The 14,098-nt window shown below is 73.9% G+C and carries 8 protein-coding genes; all 8 read left to right on the forward strand.

Features of this window, described 5'->3' with window-relative positions:
* Positions 1 to 32 precede the first annotated feature (32 nt).
* Positions 33 to 479 (forward strand): CU044_2847 family protein, encoded by a 447-nt coding sequence (locus ACZ4N5_RS05115; RefSeq protein WP_467755735.1) that lies wholly within the window; start codon positions 33 to 35, stop codon positions 477 to 479.
* Positions 476 to 2,596, forward strand: coding sequence for a VMAP-C domain-containing protein (locus tag ACZ4N5_RS05120; RefSeq protein ID WP_467755736.1), 2,121 nt, complete (start codon positions 476 to 478; stop codon positions 2,594 to 2,596). Before ACZ4N5_RS05115 ends, ACZ4N5_RS05120 begins: the two co-directional genes overlap by 4 nt.
* Before the next feature lie 157 nt (positions 2,597 to 2,753).
* Entirely contained in the window at positions 2,754 to 3,782 is a 1,029-nt protein-coding gene (locus ACZ4N5_RS05125) for an AAA family ATPase (RefSeq protein ID WP_467755737.1), read from the forward strand.
* A gap of 7 nt (positions 3,783 to 3,789) precedes the next feature.
* The gene (locus ACZ4N5_RS05130; RefSeq protein ID WP_467755738.1) at positions 3,790 to 7,092 is read left to right on the forward strand and encodes an SAV_2336 N-terminal domain-related protein; all 3,303 of its coding nucleotides are present in this window, start codon (positions 3,790 to 3,792) and stop codon (positions 7,090 to 7,092) included.
* 54 nt (positions 7,093 to 7,146) lie between these two features.
* Complete coding sequence (gene fxsA, locus ACZ4N5_RS05135) at positions 7,147 to 7,536, forward strand: FxSxx-COOH cyclophane-containing RiPP peptide (protein ID WP_467755739.1); 390 nt, start codon at positions 7,147 to 7,149, stop codon at positions 7,534 to 7,536.
* Positions 7,537 to 7,890: 354 nt separating this feature from the next.
* Entirely contained in the window at positions 7,891 to 9,015 is a 1,125-nt protein-coding gene (locus ACZ4N5_RS05140) for an FxsB family cyclophane-forming radical SAM/SPASM peptide maturase (protein WP_467755882.1), read from the forward strand.
* Positions 9,012 to 10,715 carry an aKG-HExxH-type peptide beta-hydroxylase gene (locus ACZ4N5_RS05145; protein WP_467755740.1) on the forward strand — a complete coding sequence of 568 codons (1,704 nt, stop codon included), beginning with the start codon at positions 9,012 to 9,014 and terminating at the stop codon, positions 10,713 to 10,715. The genes ACZ4N5_RS05140 and ACZ4N5_RS05145 overlap by 4 nt, the downstream gene beginning before the upstream one ends.
* 273 nt (positions 10,716 to 10,988) lie before the next feature.
* Positions 10,989 to 14,000, forward strand: a complete 3,012-nt coding sequence (fxsT, locus tag ACZ4N5_RS05150; protein ID WP_467755741.1) for an FxSxx-COOH system tetratricopeptide repeat protein — start codon at positions 10,989 to 10,991, stop codon at positions 13,998 to 14,000.
* The last annotated feature ends 98 nt before the right edge of the window (positions 14,001 to 14,098 follow it).

Consider the following 14,098-nt stretch of genomic DNA (forward strand, 5'->3'; position numbering starts at 1 on the left):
TACCACGGGGGCGTGGGGGAACGGGGGATGCCATGGGTGACGCGGTGACGCGCATCGCACGGATCGAGATGCCGGACGGAACACCGGTGTGGGCCCGGATCTCGGGGGCCGACGAGCTGGAGGAGCCGGGCGGCGAGCTGTCGCTGACGGACGTCGGCTTCGGGGAGCGCGTCGAGGCGCAGGTCGAGAGTCTGCAGTCGGTGATCACCAGTGTCGCGCGCTCGCTCGCCGCGCCTCTGCGCGCGGTGCGGCCCGACGAGGTCAGCGTCGAGTTCGGCATCGAGCTGACGGCGAAGGCCGGCAAAGTGGTCGGGCTGCTCGCGGACGGCGAGGCCAAGGCCGGCATCACGGTGACGCTGACCTGGAACGGCGGTCCGCCGGACCTGGACGAACCCGGGGCCGCCCCGCACGCGGGCGCGTCTCCCGGCGCCCCGGCGCACGGCGGCGCCACCGACACCTCCGGCGGGGGCGGAGCATGACGGACGGGCACGCCCCGGGCGCACCGGGCGGCCCCGGGATCGCGCACCGTGCGCTGCGTGATCTCGTCATGGCCGCCACCGTGCGCATCCATCGCGCGGGCCCCGGGTATGCCCTCGACGAACCCGGCACGTTCCTCGGGAGCGGCTTCTTCATCGCTCCGAACTGGGTTCTGACCTGCGCGCACGTGGTCCGGAGCGGGGAGGGGAACGAGGTGACGGTGGTGTACGAGACAGGGCCGGGCCGCGGTACGTCCGCCGTCGCCGGCGAGGTCGCGACGGCTCTGCCGGACCGTGTCGGGTTCCCGGTGCGGGGCACCTGGCCGTCCCCCGACCTCGCCCTGGTGCGGCTGCGCGAGCCGGTGGACCACGACTGCGCCTACGTCACCGAACGCCCGGCCGCCTACTACGAGGAGGCGGTCGTCCTCTACTCCGGCTGGTCCGTGGTCGGCGGGGAGCTGCGCCGGCTGAGCGGCACCTGCACGGTGCAGGGCACGCTCGGCGGCTGGTCGGACGACGAGCAGATCCGGCTCGGCGGCGACGTGCTGCCGCCCGGCGTCTCGGGCGGGCCGGTCGTCGACCCCGTACGCGGTGAGGTCGTCGGTGTCCTGAAGTCGCGCACCGACCGGGGGCTCGGCGGCACCTGCACCGGGGTGGAGCAGCTGCGGTCCCTGCCGGTGCCCGCCGAGGAGATGCGGGCCGAGCACGACGACAGCTACCAGGCCGTCTTCCACGCCCACGACCGCTACCACCGGGACCGGCAGCGTCATCCGGACACCGACCGCAGCACCTGGGCCGACGTCCAGAACCAGCTCGGCGCCCGGCCCGGCCGGGCGCTCAGCCCCGAGGAGCGGACCCAGCTGCTCGGCAGGCTCGCCGATCTGCCGCCGCCGGTCAGCACCCGCGCCCTGCTCGGCCTGCTCGAATCCCTGGTGGGCGACCAGACCGCGATCCCGCATCCGGCGCCGCGCGGATGGCGCGACGGGCTCGGCGCGCTGTACGAGAACTCGCGCCAGGACGCAGCCCTCGACCTCGTCCTCGACTACGCGATGCGGGCCATGTCCGCCGAACGACCCTTCGTCACGCCGGGCACGCAGGCCGCCGAGCGGGCACTGTGGGAGTGGGTGCGGCAGACCGCCGAGGGCAGGCCGGGCCCGGCGTACCGGCGGCGCCTCGGGCAACAGTGGATCGAGCGGCTCCAGTTGGCGCCTCGCGGTCCGTCGGCGGAAGCAGAGGCGGCGCACGCCACGGCGCACAGCGCCGACCGTGCGCCCCGACTTTTCGTACTGCTCGAACTGGAGCAGCTGGGCTGGGAGCCGGGCCGCTGCGACTGGCACGTCTCGGTGGGCCGGCCGACCGGGGAGGTGGTGCGGCTGCGGGACGGCGAGCGCACCCCGCTGGAGGAGCTGCCGGCCGTTCTCGCGCCACCCCTCGCGGAGGCCTTCCGCCAGTGCGACGAACCCGGGCGGCCCGCCGACCTCCAGGTCGCGCTGCCCCATCTGCTGCTCGGACTCGACGTCGACGCCTGGCAGTTCGGGCCCGGCGAGCCGCCCCTCGGCGCGCACCGGCCCGTCGTCGTGCGCTGCGCCGACCGGGAACAACTGCCCGAACCGGCCGACGCGGCCGCCCCGGCCGGGAAGCAGCTCCCCGCCGACGAGGAACAGCACGAGCGCGAGGCCCGCTGGCGGTGGATCCACGCGCACGGCGCACAGGCCGAAGTCCTCGACTGCGAGGACGGGTTGCGGGTACCGGTACCGGCGGCGGAGTCGTTGCGCGGCCTGCCGCACAAGACCGTTCCGGTGCTCTGCCGCTACGGCGACCACCGCTTCGAGGACGACCCGGTGGCGCTCGTACGGATCGTGCACGGCGGATACGGCGTCGCGTTGTGGCGGCGCTGGCGCGGGCAGTCGGACGCGGTCTGCGGAGAGTTCCACCGAAGAGCCGGCGACACGGTGGCGGGCGCGGGCCGCGCGGACCGGCTCCCCGAGCTGGTGCACGCCCTGCGGGCCGGGCTGCGCGCGGGCCGGCCGGAGACCTACTGGGCCGACGGGATCGCCCTGTTCTACGACGACCCGCGCCGGCCCCTGCCCGGGACCGGGGACCTGCTGGAGGCGCCATGACCGCATCCGTGGACCCGCCGTCGCGCGATGCTCGAACCAGGCCGAAGTGGGCTGCTATGAGCCCCTCTTGGGACCTTACGGGGCCCTCCGGGGGTCGATACGGTGAGGCAACGATCGACGGCTGCCGTGGTGGACGAGTGACGACGAGGACTGGGCAATGACCGAATCCAGCGAGTGGCTCATCTACCGAGGCGCAGGCGAACCCCACGACGGCCTGAACCGCCTTCCGGCCCCGCCGCCGTGGCGCGACTTCGCGAGCCGGGAGGCCGCCGGGACCGGCGGCGACGGCTCCGAGGACCGCAGGCTGGGCGCGCACCGGCATCTGGCCGAACTGCACAGGCCGGGCGCCGAGGAACTCGAAATGATCAACGCGGCGCTCTATCTGCGCCGCCCGTTGCTGGTCACCGGCAGCCCCGGCGCGGGCAAGAGCACGCTCGCGCACTCGGTGGCGTACGAACTCGGTCTGGGCAACGTCTTGCGTTGGCCGATCGTCAGCCGGTCCACACTGCAGGACGGGCTCTACCACTACGACGCGATCGCCCGGCTCCAGGACGTGCAGATCGCCGCGCCGCAGGGCGCCGACCCGGCCGAGCCCGGCGCCCCCGGCTCCGTCGAGGGCATCGGCAGCTATATCCGGCTCGGCCCGCTCGGCACCGCGCTGCTGCCCTCCGAGACCCCGCGCGTGCTGCTCATCGACGAGCTGGACAAGAGCGACATCGACCTGCCCAACGACCTCCTGAACGTCCTGGAGGAGGGCGAGTTCGCGATTCCCGAGCTGGAGCGCGTCGCCGACCGGCTGCCCGGCGGCGAGGCCGAGGTGCTCACCGCCGACGGCACCAAGGCGCGGGTTCGCGACGGCCGGGTGCGCTGCCGAGCCTTCCCCTTCGTGGTGCTCACCAGCAACGGCGAGCGCGACTTCCCCGCCCCGCTGATGCGCCGCTGCATCCACCTCGAACTGGGCCGCCCGGACCACAAGCGGCTCGCCACCTTCGTACGCGCCCACCTGGGCGACGAGGCGGCGCGCGCCGGGGACGATCTGATCACCCACTTCCTGGAGCGTTCGCGCAGCGAACTCGTCGCAGCCGACCAGCTGTTGAACGCCATCTACCTCACCGACGCGGCCGCCCCGCCCAGCCGCGACCGGCTCGCCGACCTGCTCATCCAGCGACTCGACCGCCCGAGGTGACGCGCTGATGCCCGGCGGCGACCCGATCGCCGAACTCATCGCCCAGATGCGGCAGATCGGGCTGGATCCCGATGCCCGGCAGCTGGCCGACGCGCTGTGGCTGGCGCGTTGGTCGCGCCGTACGGACGCGGTCGGGAGCGAGCGGGAGAGCGCGCCGCCGTCCGGCCGGACGACGGCCGGCGAGGACGCCGTTCCCGGGCGTCCGGACCAGCGGGACACCGAACGGCCACCGCCCGGCGACCCGCCCGAGCCGGCCTGGCGGGACACGGACGCGGACCGGCGCGTCGCGCTCTACCCGGTGCCGCGGGACGGCGCGCCCCGCGGATACGGGCAGGGCCGGTCGGCGGTGCTGCCGGTCGGCGTACCGGCCGCGCCCGCGTTCCCCGCCCCGCTCGAACTCCAGCGCGCATTACGCCCGTTGCAGGGCTACCGGACCGCGGCGCCGCCCCTGCGCACCGTCCTCGACGAGACCGCGACCGCCGAACTGAGCGCCCGGGCGGGCGGATTGGTCCTGCCGGTGTTCCGCGGCGTGACCCGGGCCGACGCCGCACTCCAGCTGGTCATGGACGCCTCCTCGTCGATGCGCGTGTGGGACCGCATGTTCGCCGAACTGGAGCAGGTCTTCAGCCGGTTGGGCGCCTTCCGGGACATCCAGGTCAGCTATCTCCACCAGGCCCCGGACGGAGAACCCGCCGTCAGCCGCAGCCCCGAGCCCGGTGCGGCCCCCCTGCACTCCGCCGACCGGCTGAGCGACCCGACAGGCCGCCGCATCACCCTCCTCGTCAGCGACTGCGCGGGCCCCCTGTGGCACAGCGGCCACGCCCACCGGCTGTTGCACCACCTGTCCCGGCTCGGCCCCGCCGCCGTACTCCAGCCGCTGCCGCAGCGCATGTGGAGCCGCACCCGGCTTCCGGTGTCGTACGGCGAACTGACGCGCGGCGAGGCCCTCGCGGGAGCCGCCACGCTGAAGGTCCGGCTGCCCTCCGGCACCCCGCCGGAGGCACGCGACGGCGCGCTCCCGGTGCCCGTCCTGCCTCCCGAGCCCGCCGCGCTCGGCGCCTGGGCCCGGCTGCTGTCCGGAGCCGGCGCGGGACCCGTGGCCGGAGCCGTCGGCTGGGTGCGCCACCACCACGAGCCCGCCCGGAGCGCCCGCCCCGGACGCCGGATGTCCGGACTCGAAGTGGTCAGCCGGTTCCGCTCCAACGCCTCCAAGGCCGCCGGGCGGCTCGCCGGCTATCTGGCCGCGGCCCCGCTCAGCCTTCCCGTGATGCAACTCGTCCAGCGCACCATGCTCCCCGACTCCGGGCCCTCCGAACTGGCCGAAGTCCTGCTCAGCGGCCTGGTCTCGCGCGCCAAGGCCGAGGAGTACGGCGCGGACGGCACCCAGTGGTACGAGTTCGCGCCCGGCGCGCAGGAAGCCCTGCTGTCACCGCTGGGCCTCGACGAGGCCATGCTGGTGCTCAAGCACTGCTCCGAGTACATCGAGTACCGCTTCGGCAAGGGCGGCCCCAACTTCCCGGCCCTGGCACTCGCGCAGCTCGGCGAGGGCGGCTCCGGACGGCCGTACACGCCCGGTGCCGGGTACCCGGGCGACAACGGCGGCGCCACCCTCGTCCCGCAGCCCTTCGCCGAGGTCGCCGCGCGAGTACTGGAGCGTTTCATGCCGCTGCCGGAACAGTTCGCGCTCTACGGGGGCCGCGGCCGCGACGACCTGCCCGACGAGCGGGCGACCCACACCGCGGTGATCCGGGCCCGCTCGCTGGCCGGCCAGTTCGGCAGCGACGGCATGGTGCAGGACCTCATCGACGCCGTACAACTGCTGCGCGGCGCCACCGAACACGAGCTGCCCCCCGGCGCCGACCCGGAACTCTGGGCCGAGTACGCCAACTGCGTGCTGCTGCTGTGGGAGGTGCAGGGCGGCGCGGATCTGCTGCGCGAGGCGGAGGCCGCCGCCGAACGGGCCGTCGCGCACCCCCGCGCCCTGCGCGAACGGGCAGTCCTGGCCCGCGTGTTGCACGCCGCCGCCACCGACCGCAGGCGGCGCGGCGACCGGCGCGGCGCCCTCGACCTGCTGCAACGCGCCGACCGCGAGTACGCGGTGGCCTGCGCCGCGCCCGATCTGGACGCCACCGGGGCCCTGCGGCTCACCCTGGAGCGGGTACGGGCGCTGGAGGCACAGTGGCGCCTGGGCGGCGACAGCGCGCTCCTCCAGGGCGCGGTCGGCATGCTGGAGGCGTTCGCCGACGCCTGGCCCGACCGGCGCAGCCGCCCGCCCGAACTCCCGCTCGCCCACGGCCGTATCCTGCTGCGTCTGTCGGGCGCCACGGCCGACCACGAACAGGCCAGACTGTACGCGGAGCAGGGCGCGCGCTCCCTGCGTGCCGCCCTGGAATCCGTCCCCGAGAACGCGCCCACCGTCGCCGGGGAGTCCTCACGCGTCCGCATCCTGCTCGACCTCGTCGACGCGCTCCTGAGGTCCGGCGGGGAGCTGGACGACGCCCAGGCCCATGTCGACGAAGCGCTGGGCCTGACCCGTGAACAGGGGCTGCGTTCCGCCCTGTTGGTGCGCGCCGGGCGCATCCACGTCGCCCGGTACGCCGACTCGGGCGACCCGCGTGAACTCCAGGACGCCGCCGAGCGGTTCGAGCAGGCCTCCCGCGGCGTGCCCCGGGACGCCCCCGCGCACGCGGACGTCCTCGCCGAATGGGGCGAGGCCCTGCTGCGGCGCGCCGTGCTGGACACCGGACCCGCCCCGCGCGAGTCGCTGTCCCGGGCCATCCGGGTGCTGCGGGACTGCCGTACCGAGACCCCGGCGGGCAGCGCCGAACTGGCGCACCGCCTGCTGCTGCTCGGCCGCGCGCTGATGCTCCGCTACCGGGCCCGCGGCGACCGGGTGGACCTGCGGGAGGCCGAGCACCTCTTCGGGCTCGCGGCGCTGGAGGAGGGCCCACCGCTGATCACCGCGCGCTGCTGGCTGGAGCTCGGACAGGCCCAGTTCGAGGCGCACCAGAGCCTCGGCCGCAAGGCGCGGCTCGACGAGGCCATCGACGCCTTCCGGGCCGCGGCCGAGTCGGCGCGCGAGGCCGAGGAGGAGGCGGAAACAGGGCGCGCGCGCCAGGAAGCCGTGGAACTGGGTGCTCGGGCGCAGCACTGGCGGGGTATGTCCTACGAGGCGGCGGCGCGTCCGCGTGCCGCGCGCGAGGCCTACCGGGCCGCCCGGACCGAGTGGTCCAGGCTGCCGGACGGTGTCGTGAGCACGGGCGAGCCGACGGCCGGGCAGACGGCGCAGCGGCTGGCCGAGCTGGAGTGAGGAGCGCCTTTCGGCGGCCGCCGGGGCGGAGTCAGCGAAGGTGAGGGTGAAGACGTGGGCGTACGGGACGACGCACGGGACGACGCACAGGACTGTGATGCCGCGGGGGAGCGGCAGCCGTGGTCACCAGGCCCGTCGAAGGACCTGGACCCGTCGCAGGCATCTGGCCTGGCACAGGCACCAGACCCGCACCACGCATTGGACCGGGCACCGGTAGCAGGTCCGTCGCAGGCGCAGGCGCAGGCGCAGGCGCAGGCGCCTGAAGGAGTGTGGGACGGTCCGACGGAGGCGTCGGATCCCGCGGAGCTCCCCGATCTGCTGGACCTGGACCTGGCAGAGCTGCGGACCGTTCAACACCCGGTGCTGGCAGAGGTGCTGGCCGATCTTCGGGCGCGGTCCGGACAGCCGAGCGAGATTCTGTGGGGTTTCAACAACGCTTTCTGAGCGGCGAAGTGAGCGATGGCTCGGTCAACCGTCGCTCACGAGCGGCCAGTTCCGGTCCACCCTCGTGATTGAACCGGACAACTTCGAGGGGGCGGCGTTTGTGTCCGGCCCGCGTCCGGGAATGTCGCCCGGTACGGGCAGGGGGCCGTGGCGCGGTTCGCGGCGTGGGATCGCGCGGCCGTACATCATGGGGGTGCCGGAGTGTCTGCAGAGGTGACCTCCCCGATCCCGATACCCGTGACCTCCGTGCCGCATCTCGAACGGCCCTTGTCCGAACGGCCCTTGTCAGAACGGGCCTTGTCCGAAAGCGCCTTGCCCGAACCGCCGTTCCCCTTCCGGCAGTTCATCGTCAAGATGCACGGCCACTGCAACCTCGCCTGCCGCTACTGCTACCTCTACGAGGGCCCCGACCGCACCTGGCGCACCCGCCCCGCCGCCGCCCCGCCCGGCGTCCTGGAACGGACCGCGCTCAGGATCGGCGAACACGCCCGCGCCCACGGCACGACGGCCCTGTCCCTGGTCCTGCACGGCGGCGAACCGCTGCTGGCGGGCGTGGACACCCTCGCCCGGTTCACCGGCCTCGTACGCGACCGCGTCCCGGACGACTGCACCGTGCACGCCACCGTCCAGACCAACGCCACCCTGCTCACCGAACGGCGGCTCGCCGTCCTGGCCCGGCACGCCATCCGCGTCGGCATCAGCCTGGACGGCGGTCTGCCCGAGCACAACACACTGCGCACCGACCGTGCCGGCCGCCCGTCCTGGCCCGCCGCCGCGCGCGGCGCACGCCTGATCGCCGAACGCTGCCCGGAGGCGTACGCCGGGATCCTCACCGTCGTGGACCCCACGACGGACCCCGTCGAGCTGTACGAGTCACTGCTCGCGCTGCGACCGCCGGCCCTCGACCTGCTGCTCCCGCACGGCAACTGGTCAGCGCGGCCACCGCACCGGGACGGCCCGGGGACCCCCTACGGCGACTGGCTGTGTGCCGTCTTCGACCGCTGGTGGCAGGCCGGGCGCCGCGAGACGCGGGTGCGGCTCTTCGAGGAGTGCGTCGCGCTGCTCCTCGGGCTGCCCGCCGCCACCGAGTCGCTCGGCCTCGCGCCCTTCGACGCCCTCGTCATCGAGACGGACGGCTCCATCGAGCAGGTCGACTCCCTCAAGTCCTGCTACGAGGGGGCGGCCAGGACCGGCCTCGACATCTTCCGGAACGGTTTCGACGAGGCGCTGCGCCACCCCGGCGTCGCGGCCCGGCAGGCGGGCGCCGCCTCGCTGGCCGCGCGCTGCCGGGCCTGCCCGCTGCTCCACGTCTGCGGCGGCGGACACTACGCGCATCGATACCGGGCCGGACACGGCTTCGCCAACCCCTCCGTGTACTGCGCCGACCTCCAGCGCTTCATCCACCACGTCGCTCGCAGGCTGTCCGGGGCCGCCGCCCCCGCCGCCGTCCCCGCCGCTTCCGAAGGAGGCGTCCTGTGATCCTGCCGGTGGTCCCGGAACGGGCCCTGACCGAACTCGGCCGCACCGAAGGCGGCCCCGAGACCCTGGGGCTCCTCGTCCGCGACCAGCACATCCGACGGCTGCTCCTGCTCCGCGCGGTCCTCGACGCGGCCGAGGCGGCCGGCCCGGGCGTCTGCCCCTCCGCCGCCCTGACCCGGCTGCGCGAGGACTGGGCCCTGCTGGAGGAGGCCGAACGACTGGAACCGTCCGCCCACCGCCGGGGACGGCCCCACGGGGGTGGTCCGGGGGCGGGGCGGCCGGTCGGTCCGGTATCCGCGCTGTGGGACGGTTCCGCGCGGGGATCCGTCCGGTCAGGTGTTGCCTCGCCGGTGTCCGGGGGGCCGGCCGGTTCCGCTGCCGCGTTCCCGGGGCCGGGTGGTCCCGCGCCGGCGTTCGCGGGGCCCGGCGGTTCCGTGTCTGGGACCGGCCGGCCAGGTGGTTCCGATCCGGTGTCCGAGGGGGACGCGGCGTCCGGGAACCGTCCTCCGGCGTCCCCCGTCCGGGCCCTCCTCCTGCACCCGTTCATCGGCCCCTGGGCCCGGGACACCCTGCGCGCGCTCGGGTCCGGAACGGGCCCGCGCACCGACCGGGACACCCGTGAACCGGCCCGCGCGCTAGCCCACTTCGGGTCGCTCGCCGCCGTGGCCGCCGCCCGTGCCGGGGTGTCCTACGCGGTGCGGCTGACCGCCCACGACGGCGTGCTGACGCTGCCCTCGCTCGGCGCGCTGCGGACAGGCGGTTCCGGTTCCGGGGACACGGAGGTGGGCGTCGTGCACCGGCGGGGGCGGCTGACCCTCCGGCGGCCCGGCGAGGCGGACGTGGTCGTTCGTCTGCAGAGCGGTGCCGGCGCCTGGTCGGAGGCCGCGGCCTGGACGTCGGCGTACACGCTGCCCGGTCTGGTGCCGGGCTCCGCCGCCGTACCGCTGGACGACCTCGACCCGTATCGGACCGCACGCGGGGGACCCCGCCCGGACACCCTGAGCGGCCCGGTCGCACTCGACGACGCCGACCGCAAGCACTGGCTGCACACCTGGTCGGGCACCGCGGCGGTGCTCGCTCTCGGCGGCGACCGGCGGCTCGCGGAAGCGGTGGCCCTGCTGCGCTGTCTGGTTCCGCTCGCGGCGCCGCCCGGCTCGGTGCCGGGCAGCGCGGGCGGCAGTTGCAGCGGCACCCGGCGCGAGGCCTTCGGCGCGGTCCTCAGCAGCGCGCCGGCCACGGCGACCGCGTTCGCGGCCACCCTCGTCCACGAGATCCAGCACACCAAACTCGCCGCGCTCGGCGACATGGTGACGCTCCATCACGCAGGCTCGGAAGCACGCCACTTCGCACCCTGGCGCCCCGATCCACGCCCGTACGACGGCCTGTTGCAGGGCGCCTACTCCCACCTCGCGCTGGCGGACTTCTTCCAGCGCAGCGCCCTCGCCGCCACGCTTCCCGCCCGCCGGGACGCCGCCTGGGCGCAGCACGCGCGCTACCAGGAGCAGGTCGGGGCCGTTCTGCCGGCCCTCGTCGGATCGGGTGATCTCACGGTGCGGGGACGCCAGTTCGTCGACCGCATGGTCGAGGTGTACGAACGGCTCGCCGAGCAGCCGCCGCCCCGTGGACACGCGGCGCGCGCGACCGCGTACGTGCAGGCCGCCCGTACGCTGTGGGCCCGGCGCCACGCACCGGGCGAATGAACCGCGCACTCCGCGGGGGGCGCGCCACGGGTCGATCGAGTCGAACCGGGCCCGCCGAACGCGCTCCGCGCGCCCGTCGAACGCGCCATGCCACGTCTGGATTGAGCCATCCTCGCCGAAAGCCGTGGGTTCCCGGACGCGGGACGGTCGGTGCGTCAAGATCGTCGCTGAACACGTTTGAAAAGGAACCGTGGAGCAAGCGACTGGCGTGCGTCGGCGCCCTATCGCCGGCCCTCGCAGCGGTTCTAAAATCACGCGCGGGGAGGCCGCTGCATGTCTGGAGCTCGTACGCCGGTCGGGCCAGCCGAGAGGGGGTCCGCCAAGCAGACCGTCACCATCAGCTTCGCCGGTTTCAACCGGGCCTGGGCGGCCTGGATCGGGGACCGTCTGGAGCGGCGTGGCCATCGTGTGGTGTACCAGCGCTGGGACGCCCCGGCCGAGGTGCCCCTCGTCGACCTGCTGCGCGACCTGACACTGGCCCGGGGCCGGATCCTGATCATCGTCAGTGAGTGGTACTTCCAGCTGGGCCCGCGCACCTACGAGGAGTGGAACGCCGCGCTGCGCGAAGTCGTCGCGCCCGACCCGTCCCGCTTCGCGGCCGTCTCCGTCACCAACAGCCCGGTGCCGACGGCCACCGCCGTGCTCGGCGCGGTCGACCTGAACAACATGGGCGCCGACGAGGCCGAGCGCCGCCTCCTCGACCGCCTCGACCTGGCCTCCGAACCCCTCCCGCAGTCCGTCGAGGGTGCACGGCGCGGCCCCCGCTTCCCGGCCGCGATGCCCGAGGTCTGGGGCGGCGTCCCGCGCCGCAACACCCGCTTCACCGGCCGCGAGCCGCTGCTGAACGACGCCTACCACCTGCTCCAGGGCGCCGAGGCGGGCGCGGGCGTGGTCACCCTGCACGGAATGTCCGGCGTCGGCAAGACCCAGCTCGCCGCCGAGTACGTCTACCGGTTCGGCTCCGAGTACGACGTGGTCTGGTGGGTCAACGCCGAGAAGCGGGTCACCTACCGGCGCCGACTGGCCGAACTGGCACCGCAGTTGGGGCTCGCGACCGGCGCCGAGTACGGCGAACGGCTGCGTGCCGTACGCGACTCGCTGCGCCGGGGTGACCCGTACTCCCGCTGGCTGCTGATCCTGGACGGCGCGGACGAGCCCGACCAGATCTACGACCTCGTCCCCACCGGGCCCGGCCATGTCCTGATCACCTCCCGCAACCCCGAGTGGAGCGAGCACAACAGCAAGCTGCTGGAGGTGCCGGTCTACGCCCGTGACGAGTCCGTCGCCTTCATCCGCCGCCGCGCACCCCGCCTCACCGAACCCGAGGCCGACCAACTCGCCGACGCGCTGGAGGACTTGCCGCTCCTGCTGGACCAGACGGCCGGCTGGCTCAACGACTCGGACCTGTCCGTCCAGGAGTACATCGCCCTCCTGGACGGCGGCATCGACCAGGACGTCGTCAAGATCTCCGCCGACTTCCCGGTCGCCTTCCAGACCGCCTGGTCGATACTGCTGAACAAACTCCGCGACACCGTCCCGGAGTCCGTCGACCTGCTGCGCCTGTGCACCTTCTTCGCGCCGGGTTTCATCCCCGTACGCCTTCTGAAGGAGATGCCGCACGACCAGTTGCCCGAACAGATCGCGGGTCTGCTCAACGACCCGCTGCTGTGGAACAGGGCGATCAACCAGCTCCGCCAGTACTCGGTCGTCCGGCTCGAGTCCCACGAGGCGGCCGGTGACGAGGCGGCGTCCTCCGGCGAGTCGCTGTACCTGCACCGCATGGTCCACCAGATCGTCCACAAGGACATGCCCGACGAGGACCGCCGCGAGTTCATCGACGTGGTCCGGCGCGCACTCGCCGCCGCCGACCCCCGGCGCCCCACCGACACCCGGCTCTGGAGCGGCTACGCGGAGATCGTTCCGCATCTGAAGTACGCGGACGTGCTGCAGAGCAAGGACTCGGCAGTGCAGACGCTGGTCTTCAACTGCCTTCGCTACATGTACATTTCGGGCGAGTACCAGTCGGGCATCAGGCTCGGCGAACGTGCCCTCGAGGCCTGGCAGGAGCTGCTCGGGGAGAACCACCCGAGGGTCTGGGAGCTGACCCACCACTACGCCAACCTGCTGCGGGCGGTCGGCGACTACGAGCGCACGGAGATGATCGAGCGCGTCGCCGTCAACCATCTGCGCGAGCAGCGCGGCGAGCAGGACCTCGACCACCTGCGAGCGGTGAGCGGCCTCGGCGCGGACCTGCGCGGCCTCGCCCGCTACGACGAGTCGCTGCAACTCTCGCAGAGACTCGTACTGACCTACCGCGAGCTCCTGGGCGAACAGGACTCACGGACCCTCGGCGCCCAGAACAACCTGGCGGTGTCCCTGCGCCTGCTCGGCCACTACGAGGCGGCACTGGACATCGACCGGAGGACACTGGAGGCACGTCGACTGCTGCTGCGGGCACGGCATCCATGGGCGCTGTCCTCCGAACTCCACTACGCCGTGGACCTTCGCCTGCTGGGCCGTTACACGGAGGCCGAGTCGATCCAGGCCAAGAACGTGCGCGAGTACCGACTTGTCATGGGGGCCGACGCGCCGCAGACCCTCGAGGCCGAGCACAACCTCGCCCTGTGCCACTACCGCACCGGGGACCGCTCCGCGGCGGGGACCCTGCTCACCCGGGTACTGGAGCGCTGCGAGCGCGCCCTCGGCGAGACCGATCCGCAGACGCTGAGATTCGCCGCCTCCACCAGCTGTTTCACGCGTGAGCACGGCGACATCGACCAGGCGCGGGAACTCGGCGAGTCCGTCGTCGCCCGGTACGAGGTGATGCTCGCCGAGGGGCACCCCTACATCGCCGGTGTTCGCGCCAACCACGCCCTGGTCCTGCGCAGTGTCGGCGAACGGGACCAGGCCCATATCGCCATCGAACAGGCGCTGGCCGGCATGACCGCGGCGGTGGGGGAGCGCCATCCCTGGACGCTGGGCTGCGCCATCAACGCCTCCGCCCTGCGCAACCTCGTCGGCGACCCGGAGCGGGCCGCCGAACTCAGCCAGGAGGCGGTCACCCGGGCCACCGAGACCCTCGGCCGTACCCACCCGCTGACACTCTCCGCCCGTATCGCCCTCGCCGCCGACCTACGGGCTCTGCGGGACGGCCGCCAGGCCGAGAAGACGGAACAGGAAGCCCTCGCCGACCTGGACGCCACGCTGGGCCCCCGGCATGTCCACACCATCTCGGCCCGCTCCCGCAACCGGCCCTACTGGGACTTCGAACCGCAGGAGACGTGAGGTTCACGCCTGGGGCCGTCGGCTTCGGCCCGCCCAGCACGCCGAAGGGCCCGGCCCCGAGTTCGGATGAACTCGGGGCCGGGCCCTTCGTACTGCCG

It is taken from the genome of Streptomyces sp. NPDC026500, from assembly GCF_055567635.1.

Bases quoted from the DNA above. Each gene is read 5' to 3' on its own strand.
- ACZ4N5_RS05115 (WP_467755735.1), top strand. From the start codon at position 33: ATGGGTGACGCGGTGACGCGCATCGCACGGATCGAGATGCCGGACGGA.
- ACZ4N5_RS05120 (WP_467755736.1), top strand. From the start codon at position 476: ATGACGGACGGGCACGCCCCGGGCGCACCGGGCGGCCCCGGGATCGCG.
- ACZ4N5_RS05125 (WP_467755737.1), top strand. From the start codon at position 2,754: ATGACCGAATCCAGCGAGTGGCTCATCTACCGAGGCGCAGGCGAACCC.
- ACZ4N5_RS05130 (WP_467755738.1), top strand. From the start codon at position 3,790: ATGCCCGGCGGCGACCCGATCGCCGAACTCATCGCCCAGATGCGGCAG.
- ACZ4N5_RS05140 (WP_467755882.1), top strand. From the start codon at position 7,891: ATGCACGGCCACTGCAACCTCGCCTGCCGCTACTGCTACCTCTACGAG.
- fxsT (WP_467755741.1), top strand. From the start codon at position 10,989: ATGTCTGGAGCTCGTACGCCGGTCGGGCCAGCCGAGAGGGGGTCCGCC.